Here is a 22,531-nt window from a genome sequence, read left to right on the forward strand (position 1 = left end):
TTCTGTTTGCTAAACTTGTCAATAACGATTACCTTTACTGATGTAATAAACTAAAAGTCAAACCATTAATTCAGAATTATGAAAGAATTAGTAACCATTCAGCAAAAGCTGAAAGCCCCGAAAGGGCAATTTAATAAGTTCGGTAGTTACAAATACCGTAGTTGTGAGGATATTCTTGAGTCAGTGAAACCTATTCTGACTGAAACAAAGTGTTCGTTAACTCTCAGTGATGAGATGGTGCCAGTAGGCAATAGAATTTATGTAAAAGCAACTGCCACTTTAACCAACGAAAAAGGGGAAAAAGAAATAGTGACTGCTTTTGCGAGAGAAGAGGAAACAAAGAAGGGAATGGATGGCAGCCAAATTACCGGAGCCTCATCTTCTTATGCAAGAAAATATGCTCTTAACGGTCTATTTTGCATTGATGATACAAAAGACAGTGATGCAACTAACACTCACGATAAAGAAGACGCACAACAGCCTGCAAAAACACCGGCTAGTATGAAGAATCCAGTTTATACTGGTGCCCAACTGAAAAAGGCTATTGCTGACATGCTTGCTGTCAAAAGCAGAGCTGAACTTGAAAAAGTATGGTATGCTAATCCGGCTATGCAAAATGATAAAGAGTTTGTAAATGCTTGTATGGAAATGGGCAAAATTTATCCTGCATCATGATAGAGTTGGTTAAATCGAGTGTGGTTTTCTCAGAAGAGAACCACACATATTTTCTTGGTGAAAAGCAACTGAAAGGTATTACCGGAATGATAAGCCGGCAACTATTTCCCAATAAGTATAGGGATATTCCAGAATACATATTGAAAAAAGCTGCTGAAAAAGGCAGTCGTATTCATGGACAATGCCAGTTTGCTGATGTTACAGGATTACCACCCGAGAGTATTGAAGCTATTAATTATATCAGGGAAAGAGTAAATGCCGGATATAAGGCTTTTGCCAATGAGTACACTGTTTCAGACAATGAATATTTTGCATCGAATATTGATTGTGTTTGGGAAAAGGACGAAAAAATCAGTCTTGGCGACATCAAGACTACTGCAAGCCTTGACCGTGAGTATTTGAGTTGGCAGCTATCAATCTATGCCTATTTGTTTGAACTTCAAAATCCACTAATTAAAGTTGATAAACTGTTTGGCATTTGGTTACGTGGAAATAAGTCGGAATTAGTCGAGATTGAGCGTAAGCCGGATGCAGAGGTTAAGAGATTACTGGAGTGTGAGATTAAAGGTGAACAGTTCTTACCTAATGCTCCTGTTCCAGCCGATGAGAAGCAGCTTATTCCTATGCAATTAGTAAATACTATTATTGATATAGAGGAACAGGCGAGTTATATCGCTGAAGTGCAGAAAGGTTATAAGGAACAGCTTAAAAGTGCCATGCGTGAGAACGGTGTTAAATCATGGGACGCCGGTCGGTTGCGTGTTAGCTATACTCCCTCTTCAACGGGTAAGAGTTTTGATGCAAAGAAGTTTCAGGAAGATCACCCGGAACTATATTCTCAATATTTAAAAACATCAACTAAAGCGGATAGTATTCGTGTAACTATAAGGGAGGAAGGAAAATGAGTGTTAATAAAGTAATTCTTATAGGGCGTGCCGGTAAAGACCCGGATGTGAGAACATTGGACGGTGGAGCGAAAGTAGCTTCTTTATCTTTTGCTACAACAGATAAGGCGTACACCTTACAAAATGGAACCCAGGTGCCGGAACGTACAGAATGGCATAATCTTATTTTTTGGAATAAGACTGCTGAAATAGTTGAGAAGTACGTCCATAAAGGAGATAAGTTGTATATAGAAGGTAAGTTACGCACTCGTAACTATGACGATAGCAAAGGAGTTAAACGTTACATAACTGAAGTCTTTGTTGATAGTATCGAGATGCTTACACCGAAAGTTCAACAACAGGCTGCTCCTGTACCACCACCGTTACCAACGCAACAGCCTACACAGAGACAGCAACAACAAGTACAGCAGCCTGCATATCAGCAACAGCCATATCAACAGGTATCACCGCCTGATGATTTACCATTCTAAATATGGCAGAAGCTATTCTAACAAAACAAAATGGGGTAGTCACAATGGATAAGTCGTTTGACTACCTCTGTTCCACGCTCAAGAATGGAACTTACACTGTAAGCATCAAGAGAAAGGTAGAACCACGTACCCTGTCGCAGAACGCGCTCATGTGGCTGTGGTTTGCCTGTATTGAGAGGGAGACAGGCACGGATAAGTTGGATGTACATGATTACTATTGCCGGAAGTTTCTTCCACGGCAAATATGTATGAATGGAAATATTGTTTCGGTTGTTGGAAGTACTTCTAAATTGAATACGATCCAAATGAATACTTTCATGGATAAGGTTCAGGCTGATGCTGCCACCGAATTAGGAATCAATTTGCCATTGCCTGTTGACCAGTACTATAAAGATTTTATTAATGAATACCTGCATAGGTAAGTATTAACTCAAAGTTTAATTAAAATGGATTTGAATATTTCAAAAGCAAAATTGACCAAAAAGGGATGTCTTGAAGTGGTCTATGCAGACAAGGAAGGAAACGATATTGTTTTCAAGGGGATTAATCCTGTTCATCCGGATTTGAAGGATTCGCTAAACAAGCTCATACCCTACATTGTCGATATTACAGAACAGAAAGAATCCCAGTACATTAATTGGGAACGTCCAGAGTCATGTCTTGAAGATGAGTTCTTCAAAAAGTTCAATGTAACCGGCGTTAGCATTGGTGGTGATTCTTCTTTTGAGGTTTGTGTGTTGACAGGTAAGCGAACCCTTATGACGAGCAAAGTCCTTAATCTTTGTTCTCCTGGTATCGGTTTCGATCCGGACAATGAATCGTATGTGCATTGTGAGGAGTTTCGTGATGCGGTTTATAATTTCTTGTATGAAGCAGAGCTTTATGTTACAGAGAATAAATGTTCGGAGATTCAAAGGGAATTTGAATTTAAAGATGGTGAGGATCCGTTTGACAAGGTTGATGAAGCTGCTGATGCAATGAATGAAGATGGTGAAGATAACGGGATATGTTCAACAGTTGAACATCATGAATTAGTATTAGAACCTGCTTCATGAAACCAATTTATGTGACTAAGACGCCCAATCTGTACCGGATTCAGTTCGAGTATCACCCAAAGTTGGTCGAGGTCATAAAGATGATACCAAGTAAGCCACGCTATGACGGAACAGACCGGGCGTGGCTTGTTAGTATCAATGATACGCGTTATCCTATTGGACGTGATGCGAATTGGTATGTGAGAGCTTTTGCGCAATGGGCTGTTCAGATGCGTTATTGTTCTACTGTCAAGGAACGTGAGGTAACTGAAGATATTAATTATGATATTCCTCCGATGAAACCTTTTGTCGGTGAACACTATATGTTACTTCAACCTTACGAGTATCAACTTGAAGGAGTACAGTATGCAATAGAGCACAAACGCTGTTTTTTCGGTGACCAGCCCGGATTAGGTAAAACATTGCAAGCCATATGTGCAGTTGTTAAAGCACATAAGGAAGCGCCCATTTATGGTGAGTCTTTTCCAGTACTTGTAATTTGCCCTGCTGCGTTGAAAGTAAACTGGCAGCGTGAGTTTAAGAAGTTCGCAGGTATGAATTCGATTATCCTTGATGACAGAAACCGACAGTCCTGGCAATCATTTTATGAGTGTAAAAAGTCTGATGGCAACCCACTTTGTGAGGTGTTCATTACTAATTATGAATCGCTTAATAAATTTTTTGTAAAAGCTGTAAATAAGGAATCCAAGCTTACAATGAAAAGTATTGCTTTCGATCAGCGTGTCTCTCTGTTTAGGTCTGTTATCATTGACGAATCTCATAAATGCAAATCAAGTAAAACTCAACAGAGCAAATATGTTGAAGGTATCTGCAAAGGTAAACGTTATATATTCGCATTGACCGGTACTCCTGTTGTTAACAATAATACAGACTTGCTACAACAGCTAAAAATATTAGGTCGATTAGAGGACTTTGGAGGTTATAGCCGGTATGTTGAAAGATATTGTGATGGTCCCAAACAGGCATCCAACGTTAAAGAGCTGAATTGGCGACTATGGAATACTTGCTTCTTTCGTCGTGAGAAGTCAAAGGTGCTTACACAACTTCCGGACAAGACTCGTCAATACTTGACAGTTGATATCACTACCACCAAAGAGTATAAGGCTGCCGAGGCTGATATGGTAAAATACTTGAAGAAGTACAAGAACGCTTCGGATGAACAAGTGCAGAAATCAATGAATGGTGCCGTTATGGTGCAGATGCAGCTTTTAAAGCAGATATCTGCCAGAGGTAAAATCAAGGCTGTTTGTGAATTTGTCCATGATGTTATCGACGGTGGTGAGAAGCTGATACTTTTCGGTTACTTGAAAGAAGTTGTAGCAGAACTGAAAAAGGAATTTCCTAAAGCTGTTACTGTAACGGGTTCCGATAGTGTCAACCAAAAGCAATATGCCGTTGACTCTTTCCAAAATAATCCGGATTGTAAACTGATTATTCTGAATTTCAAATCGGGCGGTACCGGGCTTACTTTGACTGCTGCCAGTCGTGTCGCTTTTATAGAGTTCCCTTGGACTTTCAGTGATTGCGAACAGGCAGAAGATAGAGCACACCGTAACGGTCAAAAGAACAACGTTAACTGCTATTACTTCTTAGGTAAGGATACTATTGACAAGTATATGTATGATGTGATTCAAACAAAGAAGAACATTGCTAACGGTGTAACCGGAACGGATGACCAAGTAGAAGAGAATATGGTGAATCTTGCAATGGACTTGTTTAGGGATAAATTATGAAGCCATTTAGATTAGTTATAATTGGGCAGAGAACTCATATTCAGGAATACAAGAAAGAAATGTTGTTCGGTCCTGAATGGGAAACCATAATATCCTTTGTCGGTTGCAGGAACAGGTGTAAACAAATCGTTGACCTTCTAAATGAATGTGCTACGATTTCAAAAAACAAGCAGAAAAATGACTGAAGAAGATATTCGTAAATTGGAGGTGAAATATTCTGAAACCAAGATACAACACATTTGTGTAACTTGGTTCAGAGAAACGTTTCCCAATGTCGGCCCTCTACTCTTTGCTATACCAAACGGCGGCGTCAGGACAAAGAAAAGCGGTGCTATGCGTAAATATGAAGGTGCCATCGCTGGTGTTGCTGACTTGATTCTGCTTTTTCCTCGCGGTGGTAAGAGCAGTCTTTGCATAGAGATGAAAACTCCACATGTAAAAGGTAAACGTGCCGGAACGCAGTCTGATGAGCAAAAAGAATGGCAGACATTAGTTGAGAAATATGGCAGTGTATATGTCGTTTGTCATGGGTTGATTGAGTTCATTAATAGCGTTTGCTATTATCTGAAAGCTGACCCTCAACCTTATATAAACAATGTCTTACGGAATTATTATAAATTGATATGACTTATATTGAACTTATCAATAGGTTTTGGGAACTTGACGAAAGCTGGCAATTTTCCTGCTGTGAAACGAGGCTTTATTTTTACTTGCTAAAAATTGCGAATCGTTTAGGCTGGGAGGATAACTGGACACGTAGTGATACAAAGGTGTCATCTGACGTGGGAGTGTCTGTAAAAGTATTCAAGTCCGCCCGAAATAGATTAGTTCAAGCAGGTCTTATTGAATGTAAACAAGGCAATGGAAGAGGCAATAAATCAACGTATTCTATAAAAGGTGTACAAAAAGGTATGCAAAATATACCACCTTTACGGCATCCTTTAGGGACACCTTTAGGGTACCCTTTAGGGACACCTTTTCAAGAAAGCTCCCCCATACCCCCTAAAGAAGAATATAAGACAGAGACAAAGAAAGAACCCCCTAAAGGGGGTAAGAAAGAAAGTAGCTCTGGCGAGCTTTTCCCACTCTCTAAACCGGAGAAACCTAAAAGAGTCGCAAAAGAATTTATAGCTCCTACGCTTGATGAGGTTATTCAACACTTCATCAAGCAAAATGCTCCGGAACGGTTAGATGACTGGCAAGAGCAAGCAGAAATATTCTTCAATCACTTTGACTCGATAGGGTGGAAGAATGCCAATGGAGTGAAAATAGAGCGGTGGGATTCCAAAGCAAACCTTTGGATACTGGATCGTATTCGTGAAAATCGAAAAAATGAATTAGACCATGACGGAAGAGGAAAAGAATTTATCAAGCAAACTTCAAAATTTGATGGAGAAGGAAGCCGGCAAGCGCAAGCTGACACTCCAACAGATAGAGAATCTGATACAAAGGCACAAAGAAAGTATTCAGAACGTTTCTGAATATGACTTAACTGATACGCAAGAGTATTACAGTCATTGGAATTTAATTTCTAACCTTGGTACGGATTATACGGAACGGGAGTTTAGAAAATTTGATGTTGATGATAACAACTCTAAACTAATTCAGTTTCTTCTGTACTACTTCAACGGATGTCGGTATGCTCAAAATGTGTTTCCGGAAGAGAATTACAAGGTTCATAAGAATCTTTTGCTTGTTGGTGAACCTGGTACCGGAAAAACAATGTTGATGCAGATTTTTGCAGATTATTTGAAACTCACTTGTAACCCCAATGCTTTTGAAAACTTGTCTGTTACTCAAATGATGAATTATTATAAAATTCACGGGCATATTGACTTGTACACTTACAATGAGAATCAATCCAAAGGATTTAAACCAAATCCCTTTAATATCTGCTTGAATGATATCGGTCTGGAAACGGAAAATCAAAAATCGTATGGTACCAGTCTCGATTCAGTTATTGATGAATTTCTTTATGCCCGGTATGAGATTTTTCAGCAATATGGCAAGAAGTATCATATAACATCGAATCTTGGCATAGCCGAATTTAAGAAACGTTTTGGGCCAAGATTAGTGGATCGTTTTAAAACGTTTAATGTTCTCCCCCTGTGTGGCGAGAGTCGTAGAATATAGCTACTATGAAAGTTACAATTTACTGGGTTACTAAAGATTCGGATAAAATTGCTCGTATCAGAGAGCGTTTCGGTATTGGAACGTATCGAAGTGTGAACGGTGAAACGCCTGCTGAAATACGAGAAGAAGATATGGAACTTCTTCGGGAAACTGAAAGAAGAGGATTTATTCAAATACGTAATAAGCCCACATGAAAATGGCGTTAAAATGGCGAAGTTTCTGTTTGCATAACTTGTCATTTTACGATAACTTTACTGATGTAATGAATTAAAAGTCAAACCAATATAATTAAATTATGGAAGTACAAAACATTAGAATTGACCTTATTAGTCCTTCTCCTTTGAATCCGAGAAAGACTTTTGATGAAGCAGCTCTTGAAGAGCTCGCAAGCAACATTGAAAAGCAAGGCTTATTGCAGCCTATCACCGTCAGGGTAGCCAAATCCGAAGATTTTACTGACTTAGAGACTGGCGGTGTTACGACAATTCCCTGTTCGTATGAAATTGTTTGCGGTGAGCGTCGTTTTCGGGCTGTGTCACTTTTGAAAGCAAAGGAAGATGAAGCGAATGTTGCAAAAATCAAAGCCCATCGAAAAAAGTCGGAGAAATTTCAGACAATATCCTGCATTGTCAGAGAAATGACAGACGATGAGGCTTTTGAAGCGATGATTACCGAGAATCTTCAAAGAAAAGATGTTGATCCCATCGAAGAAGCTTTTGCCTTTGCGCAGTTGGCTGAGAAAGGACGGACTTTGGAAGATATTGCTCTTAAATTTGGAAAGTCTACTCGTTTTGTCTTTGACCGTATAAAGCTAAACGGTCTTATCCCGGAACTGAAAGAACGTGTAAGAAATGGAGACATACCATTATCCGGTGCTATGATTCTTTCAAAACTTGACGAAGAAACTCAAAAGGAGTTCAATGAGGAAGAAGATGAACAATGCACGACATCTATGATACGTGACTATGTTAGTAATTCCTTTTTAGAACTGGATAAAGCGGATTGGATTAAAGAAGACGCAGACAATTGGGAAAATGGCGAATTTAAGCAGTGCTCTCAATGTGAATCTAATACCTGTAATCATGGTTGTTTGTTCTATGAGATGAATAATAAGAATGCTCGCTGTATCAATGCTGCCTGTTTTTATAGAAAGCGGATTGCATATGTAATCCGAAAGATTCTGCTTGAGAGTGAGAATCTTGTTAAAGTAGGTGAACCTTTTTCATTCGGAAAAACTGTTATTGTAGCAAAAGCAGAATATTATTGGAGTGATGAAAGAAAAGCACAATATGAAAGTGCTTTAGAAGCCGTAAAGCAACTTGGATTTGAAGTAGTTAATCCAGATGAGGTGTTTAGGAGTTTATGTTATTATAGTGCTGATGATGAACGGACACTAAAAATGCTTGATGAAGGTGAAATTTATCGCTGTATCTCATTCTTTGGTAATTATAATCCAGAATTTAATGTAAAATTCTATTACACAAAGAAAGAACTGGTTTCTAGTACTGCCGCTGTTGCCGATCTAAAAGAGATAGAAAGGGAAAAAATAAACGCCCAATTAAAAAGAGCGAAGGATATAGTCAAGGAGAAGTCTGCTGAAGAAATGCGCAAGTGGGCGCAAGAGAAAACATATTATCAGAGAACAAAAGAATTCTCTGAAAATGAACAACTTGTTTTTGATGTGCTGGTTCTTAGCGGTTGTAGCAGTACTTATCTTGAAAAACTGAATTTGAAAAAATGGAATGGTGAGAGTGATTTTGTAAATTATGTCAAGAACAACCAAGCTGACCGACACCAATGGTATAGAGCCTTTATTGCTGAATGCTTATCATCGAATAATGTGAATTTCTGCTCCTATTTGCAAAAGTGTCAGAAAATCCTTTTTGCAGAACAATATCCGGATGATTACAATGCGCTAACAAAGAAACTTGCAGATTCATATAGCAAGAAAGAGATGAAGCTCAAACAGCAACTCGAAGAACTTAATAACGATAACACAGAGGAAGCCTAACGGTTTCCTCTCTTTATTTGAAATGAAAATGAAAGACTATATAGAATTTCTAAAAGACAAGATGGCTATTAGCCATAATACTGGATTTGAAGTTAATCCTAATGAAATATCAACTTCTCTTTACCCTCATGTGAGAGATACCGTTCGTTGGGCGGTATCCGGTGGTTGCCGTGCCATATTCTCCAGTTTCGGTATGCAGAAAACAGTAACCCAATTGGAGATATGCAGAGTTATAATCAACCAGTATTTTGGTAAAGCTCTTATCGTTTGTCCTAAACGTGTAGTAGTAGAGTTTATCACCCAAGCTAAGGAGCACATGAACATGACAGTTAAGTATGTCAAGACCATGAGCGAAGTCAGAGCCTGCAAGTGTGATATAATGATTACCAACTATGAGCGTGTCCGTGACGGAGAAGACGGCGTAAGAATAGAACCTTCCTTTTTTACCGTTACCTCATTGGATGAAGCAAGCGTATTGAGAGGGTTCGGCACCAAGACATACCAAGAGTTCCTACCGCTGTTCGCCGATGTGCCTTTCCGCTTTGTTGCCACTGCCACGCCGTCACCTAACAGATATAAGGAGCTGATACATTATGCCGGATATCTTGGAGTGATGGATACAGGTCAAGCCCTTACACGTTTTTTTCAACGTGATAGTACCAAAGCTAATAATCTAACGCTTTATCCACACAAAGAAAAAGAATTTTGGCTGTGGGTATCAACTTGGGCATTGTTCCTAACCAAGCCTTCCGACCTCGGTTATCCTGATACCGGCTATGAATTGCCGGAACTGCGGGTACATGAAGAAGTGGTTAGCGTTGACAATTCCACTGCCGGTACAGACCGTGACGGACAAGTGAAGATGTTTCGTGAGGCTGCTCTCGGACTTGCTGATGCAGCGAAAGAACGTCGGGACAATATGGCAGAGAAGATTGCCCGTGTCGTAGAGATTATTAATCGTCCTGAAAACAAGGACGAGCATTTCCTTTTGTGGCATGACCTTGAGAGTGAGCGGGAAGCCCTTTGCAAGGCTATCCCCGGTTGCAAAGCTGTTTATGGCTCGCAGGATGATGAGGAAGCCGACAAGGTGATAGCGGACTTCAAAAACGGGAGATTGAAATACCTGGCCGCAAAGCCTGAAATGCTTGGTGAGGGTTTGAACTTCCAGTACCATTGTCATAAGGCTATCATGTTCATCGACTACCGGTTCAATGACAAGTTTCAGGCGATAGCCCGTATCTACCGTTTCATGCAAAAACATCCTGTAGACCTTTACTTGGTCTATGCAGAAAGTGAAGGAGAGATATTCAAAAGCTTTATGCAGAAATGGGCGCAGCATCGTGAAATGGTTTCTAAAATGACTGATATCGTCCGTGAGAACGGTCTGTTCGGTTTGCAGGCAGAGGAGAAGATGATGCGCTGGATGTTTGCCAGCCGTGAAGAAAAATCCGGTAAACTGTGGAAAGCCATCAATAACGACAATGTTTTGGAGTGTCAGAAAATGGAAAGCAACTCGGTGGATTTGGTTGTAACCAGCATCCCTTTTTCCAATCATTACGAATATACGCCGACCTATAACGATTTCGGGCATAATGAAAGCAACGACAAGTTCTTCGAGCAGATGGACTACCTCACACCAGAACTGATGCGGATATTGAAGCCTGGGCGGCTGGCTTGCATCCATGTGAAAGACCGTGTATTGTTCGGTAATGCCACAGGTGACGGTATGCCCACCATCGACCCGTTCTCCGAAATGACGGTATTTCACTACATGAAACACGGATTCCGCTACATGGGGCGTATCACAGTAGATACCGATGTGGTAAGGGAGAATAACCAGACCTACCGCCTTGGCTATACAGAGATGTGCAAAGATGGTTCTAAGATGGGTATTGGTTGCCCTGAATATGTGCTTCTTTTCCGTAAACTGCCTTCTGATACTTCACGTGCCTATGCAGATTTGCCAGTAACCAAGAATAAGAATGAATATTCGTTAGCCCGCTGGCAAATAGATGCTCATGCAAGTTGGAAATCTTCAGGTAATACTTTGTTAAGCTATGAAGATATGAAAGTTGCCGGTATTGACAAGATACGCCATTTGTTTAGAAACTATGAGCGTGAACATATATACAATTATGAAGAACATGTTGCTTTCGCTGAAGAATTAGAAGTTTACGGTAAACTACCAAAAACATTTATGGCCGTAGATCCTGTAAGTAAGAAACCTTGGATTTGGGATGACGTTACCCGGATGCGTACACTCAATACCAAGCAGTCACAGAAAAAACGTCAAAATCATATTTGTCCTCTTCAGCTTGATATTGTTGAGAGGTTGATTGAACGGTATTCAAATAAAGGAGACTTGGTATTCGACCCATTTGGCGGTATCGGTACTGTTCCTTACTGTGCTATTAGATTGGGGCGTAAAGGGCTCTCTACCGAGTTGAATTATGACTATTGGAAAGACAGCCTTTCATACTTGCATGAAGCTGAAATTGAAGTGAATGCACCGACGCTATTTGATTTGATGGAAGCTATTTAATCTAAATAAGAATGGATATGTATTTGTATAAAAACAGACCACCGCCTTTATTAAATAGTGTGAGATTATTCTTAGTCTAACAATTTAACCCGATCGATATGATAACATTGAATAGGTTTGCCCAGAGATGCTTGAATATCATGAGGAAGCGCTTTAAGATGAATGAGCATAGCTCAAGAAAAGCGTTTAGCATAAGAATTGAAGCCGTTTGGAGAAAATTCGATATTGCTTCTAAATATAGGAGTGATAATCTTCCTAAATATTCGGAAGATGAAGAATTGGCAGCCGAGATGATAATTTACCTTGTTGCCTATTTAAAAAGATTTGGTTGTGAGGACATTGAACAGCTTATCAAAGATAAGATAGAGTTCGATGATAGAAAAAATGATTAGGTGTTGTTACTGACTGTTTGTGTTGTTGATTTTGTGTTGTTGATTTTAATATAGTTAGTTATGACAGAGATTATTCAAGTCTGCCTACTTGATTTTAATAAGGGGCAGCTCACGGGATTGCCGAAAAATCCACGTTTTTTTCGTGATTACCGCTTTGAAGCGATGAAGAAAAGCATTCAGGATTCGCCAGAGATGCTTGAACTTCGAGAACTTATAGTTTTTCCCTACAATGATGGCAGATATATTGTTGTTTGTGGTAATTTACGTTTGCGAGCTTGCAAGGAGTTAGGTTATAAAGAACTGCCTTGTAAAATTCTGGCACCTGATACCCCCGTTAAGAAGTTGAGGGAATATGCCACTAAAGATAATGTCAATTTTGGTGAGAATGATTTGGACGTTATGGAAAACGAGTGGAATAAGGCGGAACTCCAAGATTGGGGCATCGAATTTGCCCCGGAGAAGAAAGAGGATGAATTTAAAGAGCGCTTCGATGCCATCACGGATGATACGGCCATTTATCCTCTCATTCCAAAGTATGACGAAAAACATGAGTTGTTTATCATCACCTCAAGTAATGAGGTAGATAGTAATTGGCTTCGTGAAAGGCTGGATATGCAGCACATGAAGTCGTACAAGACCGGGAAAGTAAGTAAGAGTAATGTAATCGACATAAAAGACGTTCGCCATGCCTTGCAAAATAGTAATACCAAGTCATAAGCGCCATGACCGGGTGTTCGCTAAAAAGTTGGTGAACGATCCTATCATTTGCGTTGCTGAAAGTCAAGCTGACTTATATCAACAATTTAACCCGGAATGTGAAATTGTTACTCATCCTGACGACGTTATGGGCCTCATCCCGAAACGTAACTGGATGGCAAAGCATTTTGGAGAACTTTTCATGCTTGATGATGATGTCCATGCCTGCAAACCTATTTATGTGGAAAAAGGAGAACCTAGCCGGATAAAGGATAAAGATAAGATAACCAATATCATTCAGTCATTATTTGAGATGGCCAGTATGATGGATGTACATCTGTTTGGCTTCACCGCTCGGATATCGCCGGTAATGTATGATGAATCCGCTTTTCTTTCTCTTTCGAAAATGATAACCGGTTGCAGTTATGGAGTAATCTATAACAAAAACACTTGGTGGAATGAGGAAATACGTTTGAAGGAAGATTTTTGGATTTCTTGTTACATGAAGTACAAAGAACGTAAGGTTTTAACCGATTTGCGGTATAATTTTGAGCAAAAGAACACTTTTGTAAACGCTGGTGGGCTTGCTTCTATAAGGAATCAGGAAGAGGAACGTAAATCTATCCTCTTTATCAAAAAGAATTTTGGTGATAGTATTTTGCTAAAGAGTGCAACCACTAATGGGAAAGACAAAACAAAGCAGCTCGTTCAATATAATATATCATGCAAATTCAAATTCTAATAGTCTGTAAAAAAGGCGTTTAAATGGCGTCCATTCTGTTTGTCATATTCGCCTTTTTTAGCTAATTTTACTGATGTAATAAACTAAAAGTCAAACCATTAAATTAGAATTATGATTATAAGAACAGTTTGCGGATATGATTTCTTTGAGGTGAGTTCTGCAATGCAGAAAGCCATTAGGCGAGCCGACACCGGGGTAGCCGGCTTTTTTGCATTGGAACTTTGGGCGAGTGGGTACCGCGACTATGTGTGGAAGCGTCTGTTTACCATTAGTGCTGAAGATTGCTATGGAATCATTACTAAAGAGATAGAAGCATTGTGGCAGGGGCATGAGCTGGTAAACAAGACTGCTACTGAACCCAAAGGGAGGATATTTGTCAGTAAAGCTGTTATTCTCCTTTGTGAATGTAGAAAGAATCGTGATGCGGATCATTTGCAAAACTTCATCTATGATAGAAAGGATATTGATATAGAAAAGTGGATAAATGATGTCAGGCGTTATCCTATTCCTATTCCAGATTACACTTTCGATGTACATACACGAAAGGGTAAAAAACATGGGAGAACCAAAGAAGAATTCTTTCAGGAAGAATACAAGGCGTTACAACCTCGTGTTCCTGGTTTATTCGATGATTTGGTTCAACCCAGTCAACCAAAGTTATTTAATGATGAAACCACGGCTAAGTAGCTGTGGTTTCTCATTTTTCATATAAGTCAAACCAATTTAATTAAAACAATGAACACGTATTACAAATTTGCGCCAAATGTATTTTTGGCAAAGTGTGATGAGAAGCACGAAAAAGGTGAAACTATTGAGGTTACCACCAAGTATGGTAAGGAGAACGAAAGTATAGTATTTAACCTAATCTTCGAGAAAGATGGGTTTTACTATTACTCCATTGTTAGAGCTGACGGCTTTAATGTTCAAGAATGGGCTAAGCAAAGAGCGGAACGCAGGCATGAATGGGCGTCATCGGCAGTACAAAAAAGTAATGAGTATTTTCAGAAATCAAATAAACATCGCGATTTCCTTTCTTTGGGTGAGCCTATCAAAGTTGGACACCATAGCGAACGAGGACATCGCAAAATGATAGATGATGCCTGGAATAACATGGGGAAAAGCGTTGAGTTTAGCGATAAGGCTGCCGAACATGAAAGAGTTGCGAAGTATTGGGAAAAAAGGGCTAATACGATAAACTTGTCCATGCCGGAAAGTATAGATTTCTATGAACATAAGTTGGAACAAGCAAAAGAATATCACGAAGGATTGAAGTCCGGTAAGTACCGACGCGAGCATACATACGCTATGGCTTATGCCAATAAAGCAGTAAAAGAGGCTAAAAAAAATTATGACCTTGCAGTAAAGCTGTGGGGCGATGTTTAATAATCTGTAGTATCTCAAATAATTTACTATGAGAGAATTATCAAAAGAAACCTCATTACAAAGGGTAATGAGGGCTTCAGGTCGTGTACCTGTACAATGCTCATGCAGTGTTTGTAAACAACAATGTCATACGCCATGTTTAGGTACTCCTGATGATATTGAACGAATTATAGATGCTGGTTATGCCGACAGGTTAGCACTGACAAACTGGGCTGCTGGTATATTCTTAGGGGTTATTAATATTGCTATTCCGATGATTCAACCTGTTTCCGGCAAAGAGTTTTGTGCTTTCTTCGAAAATGGACTGTGTATCTTACATGATAAGGATTTGAAACCCACTGAAGGGCGTTTGTCTCACCACACTGTCAGGAAGGATAACTTCAATCCAACTATGAGTATTGCTTGGAACGTTGCGAAAGAATGGCTGATGCCAGAGAATGAGGATGTACTTTCTCGTGTAGTAAATAAATTCTTGAATGCGAGGAAGCCATGAATGTGTATCAATCAATACCTCGTAGAGATTGTAGGGTGTTTGCTAAATGTGGGGCAAAATCCTTATCACATTGCCGGCGGCATCGTGGAACTGATGGTGAGTGTAAAAACTGTACTCTTATTCATCGCAAACCTCGCAATCGTATTATAGATGCTTCAGGACGTGAGATGAAAAAATGTACACACTGCGGAAATTACTTCTACTTGAACCGGTTCTACAATCGTATAGTAGTGAGAAAAGGTAAGGAATATCATTTATTGACTTCTTGGTGCCGCATGTGTATGTCTGAAATCAATAATCAAAGAAATTTGAAGAAAAGAAATGAGTAGTATAAATTTATTATATATTGACCTGTTTTGTGGAGCAGGTGGAACCTCGACAGGAGTGGAATCTGCAAGAATTGATGGTAAACAGTGTGCTAAAGTAATAGCCTGCGTCAATCACGATGCCAACGCCATTGCAAGCCATGCGGCCAATCATCCGGATGCATTGCATTTTACGGAAGATATTCGCACGCTGGAACTTTCCCCGCTAATTGAACATCTTGCCAAATGTAAGGCTCAATATCCGGGTGCAGCGGTCGTTCTTTGGGCGAGCCTGGAATGTACGAACTTCTCCAAAGCAAAAGGTGGGCAACCTCGGGACGCTGATAGTCGCACACTTGCTGAACATCTTTTCCGGTACATTGAAGCTATTTGCCCGGATTACATTCAGATTGAAAACGTTGAAGAATTTATGAGTTGGGGTGATATGGACGAAAACGGAAAGCCTATCAGCATGGATAAAGGTAGACTATATCAAAGATGGGTACGCAACGTAAGAAAGTATGGCTACAACTTTGATTTCCGTATTCTCAATGCTGCCGACTATGGTGCATATACTACTCGAAAACGCTTCTTTGGTATATTTGCCAAAAATGGATTACCGATAGTATTTCCACAACCCACTCACTGTAAAAACGGTAAACAAGATATGTTTGGTCGTTTGGAAAAGTGGCGCCCGGTTAAAGAGATACTGGATTTTTCCGATGAAGGAACAAGTATTTTTCGTGAGAAGCCACTTGCTGAAAAGACAATGGAACGTATCTATGCCGGCCTGATAAAATTTGTAGCCGGGGGCAAAGATGCTTTTCTTATCAAATATAATTCCATGAGCCGGACTGGAAAATATAATGCCCCTGGGATTGACGAACCATGCCCGGTAGTAGCTACGCAAAACAGACTGGGAGTTGCGCAGGTATGCTTTCTTTCAAAACAGTTCAGTGGACACCCCGAAAGCAAGAATGTTTCTATTAATGAACCAGCCGGAACAATTACATGCAAAGACCATCATGCGTTTGTATCAGCCCATTACGGTAACGGATTTAACTGCTCAATAAATGAACCGTCTGCAACCGTAACAACGAAGGATCGGTTATCTCTCGTTTCTCCATATTTCATAGACCAGCAATATGGAAACAGCAAACCTTCATCTACAGAAAAGCCGCTTGGATGTATTACCGCCAATCCTAAGTACAATCTTGTTAGCTGCAAGCCGTGGATTATGAATACAAACTTCTCCAACGTTGGTAGTAGCATAGAAGAGCCCGCACAAACAGTCACTGCAAATAGAAAGTGGCACTACCTAATGAACCCTCAATTTAATAGTGCAGGTGGTTCCGTTGATAATCCATGCTTCACTCTCATAGCACGTATGGATAAAATGCCGCCTTATTTGATCGCAACTGAAACTGGACATGTAGTAATCGAGATTTATGATACCGACAGCCCTATGACAAAAAAAATAAAAGAGTTCATGGGCTTATACGGGATAATTGATATTAAAATGCGAATGCTACGCATACCTGAACTAAAGCGTATCATGGGATTTCCAGAAAACTATGTGTTAATTGGTACACAGGCTGACCAAAAGAAATTCATAGGGAATGCAGTCGAAGTTAACATGGCACGTGTTCTCTGTGAATGTATTAGTAAAAAGTTACGTGAACTAGGGTCAGTTGCAGCATAAAATGGCGTTAAATTGGCGAATGTTCTGTTTGTAAAACTTGTCAATAATGATTACCTTTATAGATGTAAAGAACTAAAAGTCAATCAATATGAAGAGGAATGAAAAAATAGCAAAATTAGAAAGACTAGGTATTTTCAATCAATGGAAATATAATACAGAAAGAGCAAATGAGACATTTAATATTGAGTGTCCTGACTTCTCAATGACAAATGAAGAGCGGATGAACAATTTGTTAGATGTTGATTGCTGTTTTCATTGGTTTCTAACTATTTCATTCCCTTTTAATAATACTCCTGAAGGCGTTGCTTTTTGGAATGATATTGCAAAAAAATAATTAAAATAAAATTAGAAAGGAATCAAATGATAATAGCATGGTTCAGTTGCGGTGCTACATCCGCAGTTGCTTGTAAGATAGCATTAAGCCTATACGATGATGTGCATATCTACTATATTGAAACTGGTTCCGGTCATCCCGATAACACTAGATTCTTGGCAGATTGTGAAAAGTGGTACAATCAATCTATCCACATTATCCGAAGCGACAAGTACACCTGTGTGTCTGATGTGTTGCGAAAGGGGTATATCAACGGCGCGCATGGTGCCGCCTGTACTCTTGAACTGAAAAAGAAAGTCCGCTACAAGTTGGAAAAAGAATTGCAGCACTGGGACGGTCAAGTTTGGGGTTTCGATTATGACCCGAAAGAGATTAACCGGGCTATCCGATTAAAACAGCAGTACCCGGACACAAAGCCACTATTCCCGCTTATTGAAAAGCAGATTACGAAGCAGGATGCAATGGGAATGCTTTGGAAAGCCGGTATTGAAATCCCCGCTATGTACAAGATGGGCTATAATAACAACAATTGTATCGGTTGCGTGAAAGGCGGAATGGGCTACTGGAATAAGATACGAAAGGACTTCCCGGATGTATTTAACGAGGTGGCGCAGATTGAACGTGATGTAGGTGCAACTTGTCTAAAAGATAAAGACGGACGAATCTTCCTTGACGAACTCCCAACATGGCGAGGTGACCCAGTAGAAGAGATTATACCGGATTGCTCGCTTATCTGTCAGATAGAGTTTCAAGAGATAATCGACAGGCAGGTAGAACGAGTTTTGAAAGGAGAAATTAGTATTAACGATGTAGCCTAATTAGGCTCAAAACAAGATAGATATGAATTTTAAATCATTGGTAGCTCAATTAGCAAATCGCATCAATCAGCCGCATGTGGTTGAAACATATATGCGTAAAGTTTTTGCGTCTGGTGTTGAGTGGCAGAAAAAGCAATCTCCATGGATAAGAGTAGAAGAACGATTACCAGATGAAGAGCAGCGTGTTTTAGTCGGATTTTTATATTACTATAAATACGATGATAGAGAAGCTGAATCACGTAAGCATATAGATGTATTCACGTATGAAAATGGTATATGGACTACTGATAGTGATATATCATATTTAGGAAAAAGTGTCGAAAAGGATGATATTAAGGTTATATGTTGGATGCCTATTCTGTCTTTCGATGAAATATTGGAAGCCAACAGAGATGTACTAGAACGGATTAAAAAGAAAGGAGACTGATGATGACAGCAAAAGAATTAAGTAAGTTAATCACTACTGGCAGAAAACTGAAAAAGTTTATTAAAGAAACTCTCCCTAAAATCAGAGAAGAGTTTCAAAGCCATAGCAATAGTGGAATAGATAAGCATACAGATGGATTTGGCAGAAGGGAGAGTATTCAGAGTATGAATATAAGTAATCTTTGTTATTCTTCTTTTTCTGACAGTTATGGAAGTGGAGACACATATTCGGATATAGCAAATATGGATACTGATTTGATGCAGGAATACTTTATCAAATATCTGAATAGGCATAAGGATGAAATAATGGAGGGAGTAGCAGATTTAATGATAAATGATGCAAAATCAGGTCAAGAAGATGCTATTAAGGAAATAGACGAGTATAAAAAATCACTGCTAAAACTATTGGAGGAATAAAGAATAGAAATGAAAGCAATAACAATAAAACAACCGTGGGCCTCCTTGATAGTTCACGGTTTTAAAAACATCGAGAACCGTACTTGGGCGTGTCCAGAGAAATACATAGGGCATAGAGTGTTAATCCATGCAAGTGGAAAACCTGTAGAAATGAGAAATCCCAATAGTGTATTTACAAAAGCTCAATGGTATAGTCTGCCTGTTGAGTTTCAACGAAAAATAATATGTGCAGAGGACATTGTCAATTCTGCTATCATTGGAAGTGTAGAAATAATTGGATGCTCTATCAATCATCCTTCTAAATGGGCAGAGAAAACAGATGATAGTAAAGGTTATTATGAAAATCCTATTTATAACTGGGTACTAGCTAATCCTATATTATTTCCAGAGCCGATACCGGCTAAAGGGAAATTGTCATTTTGGGAGTATCCCAATATCAATTCAGAGGACGATATCTGCTTGTGTAATTTGGTCGTAAATGAAAGGAATCAAGCCGTTAGCTACGGAGAGTATTACCGATGTGCATACTGTGGTAGTAAATGGAGTAAATAACAATAATACAAAATAATAATAACATAATAGTTAGATATGAATTATACTGTCAATATCTTCTTCATTATCAATATACATTTTGATGTATTTTCTTAATAGGGCTGGATTATTGGTACATTCATCTGTTTTAATTATTTGGAGATTATTTAATCCATATAAAGATGTCAAATTCCAATTTGTCATTTCTTGTAGCGAGCGTTTTATCTCAATTTCCGATTTTGCGTCTTTAGTGAATATTGTAATATTCTTCTTTTGGGGATTAGTGGATGAAGATTGTCTTTCAAAAAAGGCTTTAAAATATTGGCTGTCATTTATGCCTAATGAATGCCCAAATATTGTAATATCATCAGCATCCATTAAATCATATACCATAGCAGGAGGATTATATTGAGAATCAAATGATTTCTGTATGAAGTCATAGTTATGAATAATTTTCTCGTCTTTTGTTCCTAATATAATATTTCTATCTAAGATACATCCATGTACATAGTTTATTGTATCATTAAACTCCATTGCAAAACTGGAATTAGGAGCTACTTCACTAAAACTCGTGTAGTTAAAAGAATATATGACAATTTGATCATTTGATTTATTCTGCATAAATGCTCTTGCGACAATTGCAGCTATAGAATTTTCGTTAATAGTTTCTTGTTGCACTTTTATGAGATATTGTATTAATCCATTTTTTATGAGTTGTAAGGCTTTTTGGTCTCGTTCAATAGGAGGATTTAATATATCTTCATGCGAGAAACTGATATAACAAGAAAAGCGTGGCAAGATTAATATTCCGTTTTTTAACAGATTATTAACAATATCTACATTAGATTTTATACATTCATAAGAATCTGTGACTGGTCCATTTGCTTGAATTTGTTCTAAAACGTTCCTTTCTTTATCGTTGTATAGGTCTATTATTTGCCCATTATTGTTTTTGATTCTTATATAATAATTGTATAACTCATTCTCCAAATCATACCATTTTACAGCATCTAAATTATCGTTCCATTTGTCATTTAGATGTTTGATTAAAGGAGATGGGTAGTCTTTGGGACAAAATTCAGATTGGCAAAAGTCCTTGTATGAAGTCTTTCTGCCTAAACAAAGGTCAAATCCGTTACCTATTATTAGAACTCTTTTTCTGTCTTTATTCATATTGCAAAGGTAAGGAAAGATTGTAATAATAAGAACTGAAATTTATATAATTGTTGAACCTTTGGTGTATTGTTTATTCGATACACCTTTATTTTTTGTGATGATGAGAAAAATAATTGTAACCGGCAGTGAGGGGTTTATAGGAAAAGCCCTTTGCCGCGAATTGACAAAAAGAGGTGTTGAAGTCATAGGACTTGATCGAAAGTCTGGTACTGAAGCCACAAAAGTATGTGAACTCCTGAAAAATGGGGGTATTGATTGTGTGTTCCATTTGGCGGCGCAAACTAGTGTGTTTAATGGAAACCTGGAACAGATCAGGAAGGATAACATTGATACTTTCATGCGAGTAGCTGATGCTTGCAATCAAAATCATGTGAAGTTAATATATGCCAGTTCGTCAACGGCTAATCCGGAGAATACCACTTCTATGTATGGAATAAGCAAGTATTTCGATGAACAGTATGCATCTATCTATTGTAAGGCTGCGACCGGGTGCCGGCTGCATAATGTATATGGACCTAATCCGCGAAAAAGAACTCTTCTCTGGTTCCTGATGGAAAAGGAAAACGTGTCATTATACAACTGTGGTCAGAATATCCGGTGCTTCACTTACATAGATGATGTCATTGAGGGGCTTATCTATTCGGTGGGTTGTAACCGGCAACTTATCAATATTTGTAACGTCCAACCTGTGACTACTATGTATTTTGCTTCTTTAGTAAAATACTACAAACCGCTTGAAATTGAGCTAATTAATGAAAAACGGGATTTTGACAATTTAGAGCAGTCGGTGAACCGGGATATCTATTTAGTACCTTTGTCCTATACGTCAGTCGAGGACGGAGTAAAAAAGGTATTCGCCATGCGGAGAGAGGATAATTCTCAAAAAAATGCGGGGGCGGAGAAATAGAAATCCTATGAATGTACAACCATTCTAATTAATTCCTGCATGTTGAGTAACTATCATTGTTTCTCCATGTAGGAATTTAATAATTTGAAGCTATGAGTAAAGAGAAGTCATTAACATTGAAACAAGAGAAGTTTTGCCAGTATTACGTTGACATTGACGGCAACGCAAGTGAAGCATACCGAATGGCTTACGACTGCTCTAAGATGAAGCAGGAGAGCGTTTGGCGCAATGCTCATGCCCTTATGCAGAACATCAAGGTTACATCAAGGATAAAAGAGATAAGAGAAAAGAGGGCAAAAGAATCTGAAGTGAAACGTGAGACTGTGGAACGTGTGCTGATGGATATCGTTACTGCGGACCCTAATGACCTGTATATTGTCGATGAACTAACAGGTAAGGTAAAGATGAAAAGTCCCTCCCAGCTTCCTAAGCGTGCCCGTAACGCATTGAAGAAGATCCAGAATAATAGAGGAGTGGTTAATTATGAGTTCAACGGCAAGACAGAAGCCGCCCGGATTCTTGGTGCCTGGAATGGATGGGAAGCCGATAAGAATGTCAACATCAAAGGTGGAGACGGAAATAAAGTCGGTGAACTTCGTATCGGATTTGAAGATAATGAGAATTCGGAAGAATAGAACAATTTGAACTGCAAAATCCGGTATTCATCCTACGGAGAAACCTTACT

The 22,531-nt window shown here is 38.9% G+C and carries 28 protein-coding genes; 27 read left to right on the forward strand and 1 reads right to left on the reverse strand.

Annotated features, from left to right (window positions below; translation table 11 throughout):
* Positions 1 to 78 precede the first annotated feature (78 nt).
* The 25 genes from NBH01_RS11980 to NBH01_RS12095 all read left to right on the forward strand — a co-directional run bounded on the left by NBH01_RS11980 (position 79) and on the right by NBH01_RS12095 (position 19,784).
* On the forward strand, positions 79 to 675 hold the full coding sequence (locus tag NBH01_RS11980) for an ERF family protein (protein WP_009039406.1): 597 nt from the start codon (positions 79 to 81) through the stop codon (positions 673 to 675).
* Positions 672 to 1,580, forward strand: a complete 909-nt coding sequence (locus NBH01_RS11985; protein WP_032851137.1) for a hypothetical protein — start codon at positions 672 to 674, stop codon at positions 1,578 to 1,580. Before NBH01_RS11980 ends, NBH01_RS11985 begins: the two co-directional genes overlap by 4 nt.
* Positions 1,577 to 2,050 (forward strand): single-stranded DNA-binding protein, encoded by a 474-nt coding sequence (locus NBH01_RS11990; RefSeq protein WP_008775943.1) that lies wholly within the window; start codon positions 1,577 to 1,579, stop codon positions 2,048 to 2,050. The genes NBH01_RS11985 and NBH01_RS11990 overlap by 4 nt, the downstream gene beginning before the upstream one ends.
* 2 nt (positions 2,051 to 2,052) lie before the next feature.
* Entirely contained in the window at positions 2,053 to 2,472 is a 420-nt protein-coding gene (locus NBH01_RS11995) for a NinB/YbcN family protein (RefSeq protein WP_250700118.1), read from the forward strand.
* 24 nt (positions 2,473 to 2,496) lie between these two features.
* On the forward strand, positions 2,497 to 3,105 hold the full coding sequence (locus NBH01_RS12000) for a hypothetical protein (RefSeq protein WP_004311529.1): 609 nt from the start codon (positions 2,497 to 2,499) through the stop codon (positions 3,103 to 3,105).
* The gene (locus NBH01_RS12005) at positions 3,102 to 4,838 is read left to right on the forward strand and encodes a DEAD/DEAH box helicase (RefSeq protein ID WP_004311530.1); all 1,737 of its coding nucleotides are present in this window, start codon (positions 3,102 to 3,104) and stop codon (positions 4,836 to 4,838) included. The genes NBH01_RS12000 and NBH01_RS12005 overlap by 4 nt, the downstream gene beginning before the upstream one ends.
* Positions 4,839 to 5,015: 177 nt before the next feature.
* On the forward strand, positions 5,016 to 5,465 hold the full coding sequence (locus tag NBH01_RS12010) for a VRR-NUC domain-containing protein (RefSeq protein WP_250700119.1): 450 nt from the start codon (positions 5,016 to 5,018) through the stop codon (positions 5,463 to 5,465).
* On the forward strand, positions 5,462 to 6,319 hold the full coding sequence (locus tag NBH01_RS12015; RefSeq protein WP_250700120.1) for a hypothetical protein: 858 nt from the start codon (positions 5,462 to 5,464) through the stop codon (positions 6,317 to 6,319). Before NBH01_RS12010 ends, NBH01_RS12015 begins: the two co-directional genes overlap by 4 nt.
* Positions 6,228 to 6,971, forward strand: coding sequence for an AAA family ATPase (locus NBH01_RS12020; protein ID WP_009039409.1), 744 nt, complete (start codon positions 6,228 to 6,230; stop codon positions 6,969 to 6,971). Before NBH01_RS12015 ends, NBH01_RS12020 begins: the two co-directional genes overlap by 92 nt.
* A 5-nt stretch (positions 6,972 to 6,976) precedes the next feature.
* Positions 6,977 to 7,165, forward strand: coding sequence for a hypothetical protein (locus tag NBH01_RS12025; RefSeq protein WP_008775937.1), 189 nt, complete (start codon positions 6,977 to 6,979; stop codon positions 7,163 to 7,165).
* A gap of 101 nt (positions 7,166 to 7,266) precedes the next feature.
* Positions 7,267 to 8,982: a ParB/RepB/Spo0J family partition protein gene (locus tag NBH01_RS12030; RefSeq protein WP_195435823.1), complete on the forward strand. Its 1,716-nt coding sequence runs from the start codon at positions 7,267 to 7,269 to the stop codon at positions 8,980 to 8,982.
* Between the two features lie 28 nt (positions 8,983 to 9,010).
* Complete coding sequence (locus tag NBH01_RS12035; protein ID WP_032811013.1) at positions 9,011 to 11,524, forward strand: DNA methyltransferase; 2,514 nt, start codon at positions 9,011 to 9,013, stop codon at positions 11,522 to 11,524.
* Positions 11,525 to 11,622: 98 nt separating this feature from the next.
* On the forward strand, positions 11,623 to 11,916 hold the full coding sequence (locus NBH01_RS12040; protein WP_004318818.1) for a hypothetical protein: 294 nt from the start codon (positions 11,623 to 11,625) through the stop codon (positions 11,914 to 11,916).
* Between the two features lie 60 nt (positions 11,917 to 11,976).
* Positions 11,977 to 12,633, forward strand: a complete 657-nt coding sequence (locus tag NBH01_RS12045) for a ParB N-terminal domain-containing protein (protein ID WP_004314103.1) — start codon at positions 11,977 to 11,979, stop codon at positions 12,631 to 12,633.
* Positions 12,602 to 13,354 carry a GREB1-related protein gene (locus NBH01_RS12050; RefSeq protein WP_004300221.1) on the forward strand — a complete coding sequence of 251 codons (753 nt, stop codon included), beginning with the start codon at positions 12,602 to 12,604 and terminating at the stop codon, positions 13,352 to 13,354. The genes NBH01_RS12045 and NBH01_RS12050 overlap by 32 nt, the downstream gene beginning before the upstream one ends.
* 111 nt (positions 13,355 to 13,465) lie before the next feature.
* The gene (locus NBH01_RS12055; protein WP_004300222.1) at positions 13,466 to 14,041 is read left to right on the forward strand and encodes a hypothetical protein; all 576 of its coding nucleotides are present in this window, start codon (positions 13,466 to 13,468) and stop codon (positions 14,039 to 14,041) included.
* Positions 14,042 to 14,089: 48 nt separating this feature from the next.
* Positions 14,090 to 14,737 (forward strand): DUF3560 domain-containing protein, encoded by a 648-nt coding sequence (locus NBH01_RS12060; RefSeq protein WP_004300223.1) that lies wholly within the window; start codon positions 14,090 to 14,092, stop codon positions 14,735 to 14,737.
* 28 nt (positions 14,738 to 14,765) lie between these two features.
* On the forward strand, positions 14,766 to 15,230 hold the full coding sequence (locus NBH01_RS12065; RefSeq protein WP_004318813.1) for a hypothetical protein: 465 nt from the start codon (positions 14,766 to 14,768) through the stop codon (positions 15,228 to 15,230).
* On the forward strand, positions 15,227 to 15,559 hold the full coding sequence (locus tag NBH01_RS26795) for a hypothetical protein (protein ID WP_004318811.1): 333 nt from the start codon (positions 15,227 to 15,229) through the stop codon (positions 15,557 to 15,559). Before NBH01_RS12065 ends, NBH01_RS26795 begins: the two co-directional genes overlap by 4 nt.
* Positions 15,552 to 17,237: a DNA cytosine methyltransferase gene (locus tag NBH01_RS12070; protein ID WP_250700121.1), complete on the forward strand. Its 1,686-nt coding sequence runs from the start codon at positions 15,552 to 15,554 to the stop codon at positions 17,235 to 17,237. The genes NBH01_RS26795 and NBH01_RS12070 overlap by 8 nt, the downstream gene beginning before the upstream one ends.
* An 88-nt stretch (positions 17,238 to 17,325) precedes the next feature.
* Positions 17,326 to 17,571, forward strand: coding sequence for a hypothetical protein (locus NBH01_RS12075; protein ID WP_004314107.1), 246 nt, complete (start codon positions 17,326 to 17,328; stop codon positions 17,569 to 17,571).
* Between the two features lie 26 nt (positions 17,572 to 17,597).
* Positions 17,598 to 18,389: a phosphoadenosine phosphosulfate reductase domain-containing protein gene (locus tag NBH01_RS12080; RefSeq protein WP_004314108.1), complete on the forward strand. Its 792-nt coding sequence runs from the start codon at positions 17,598 to 17,600 to the stop codon at positions 18,387 to 18,389.
* 22 nt (positions 18,390 to 18,411) lie between these two features.
* The gene (locus tag NBH01_RS12085; RefSeq protein ID WP_118336956.1) at positions 18,412 to 18,816 is read left to right on the forward strand and encodes a DUF551 domain-containing protein; all 405 of its coding nucleotides are present in this window, start codon (positions 18,412 to 18,414) and stop codon (positions 18,814 to 18,816) included.
* Positions 18,816 to 19,232 carry a hypothetical protein gene (locus tag NBH01_RS12090; RefSeq protein ID WP_195545233.1) on the forward strand — a complete coding sequence of 139 codons (417 nt, stop codon included), beginning with the start codon at positions 18,816 to 18,818 and terminating at the stop codon, positions 19,230 to 19,232. The genes NBH01_RS12085 and NBH01_RS12090 overlap by 1 nt, the downstream gene beginning before the upstream one ends.
* A gap of 9 nt (positions 19,233 to 19,241) precedes the next feature.
* Entirely contained in the window at positions 19,242 to 19,784 is a 543-nt protein-coding gene (locus NBH01_RS12095) for an ASCH domain-containing protein (RefSeq protein ID WP_250700122.1), read from the forward strand.
* Positions 19,785 to 19,814: 30 nt separating this feature from the next.
* Here NBH01_RS12095 and NBH01_RS12100 read toward each other — a convergent pair whose 3' ends face one another.
* Positions 19,815 to 20,936, reverse strand: coding sequence for an AbiH family protein (locus tag NBH01_RS12100; RefSeq protein WP_118336954.1), 1,122 nt, complete (start codon positions 20,934 to 20,936; stop codon positions 19,815 to 19,817).
* Positions 20,937 to 21,036: 100 nt separating this feature from the next.
* On the opposite strand from NBH01_RS12100, the gene NBH01_RS12105 reads away from it, so the two are divergent.
* Together NBH01_RS12105 and NBH01_RS12110 are read left to right on the forward strand one after the other, a co-directional pair.
* Entirely contained in the window at positions 21,037 to 21,846 is an 810-nt protein-coding gene (locus NBH01_RS12105) for an NAD-dependent epimerase/dehydratase family protein (RefSeq protein ID WP_118336997.1), read from the forward strand.
* 92 nt (positions 21,847 to 21,938) lie between these two features.
* Positions 21,939 to 22,481, forward strand: a complete 543-nt coding sequence (locus tag NBH01_RS12110) for a terminase small subunit (protein ID WP_250700123.1) — start codon at positions 21,939 to 21,941, stop codon at positions 22,479 to 22,481.
* The last annotated feature ends 50 nt before the right edge of the window (positions 22,482 to 22,531 follow it).

This window comes from Bacteroides sp. B1-V-101, assembly GCF_023656585.1.
Classification (GTDB): Bacteria; Bacteroidota; Bacteroidia; order Bacteroidales; family Bacteroidaceae; genus Bacteroides; species Bacteroides thetaiotaomicron.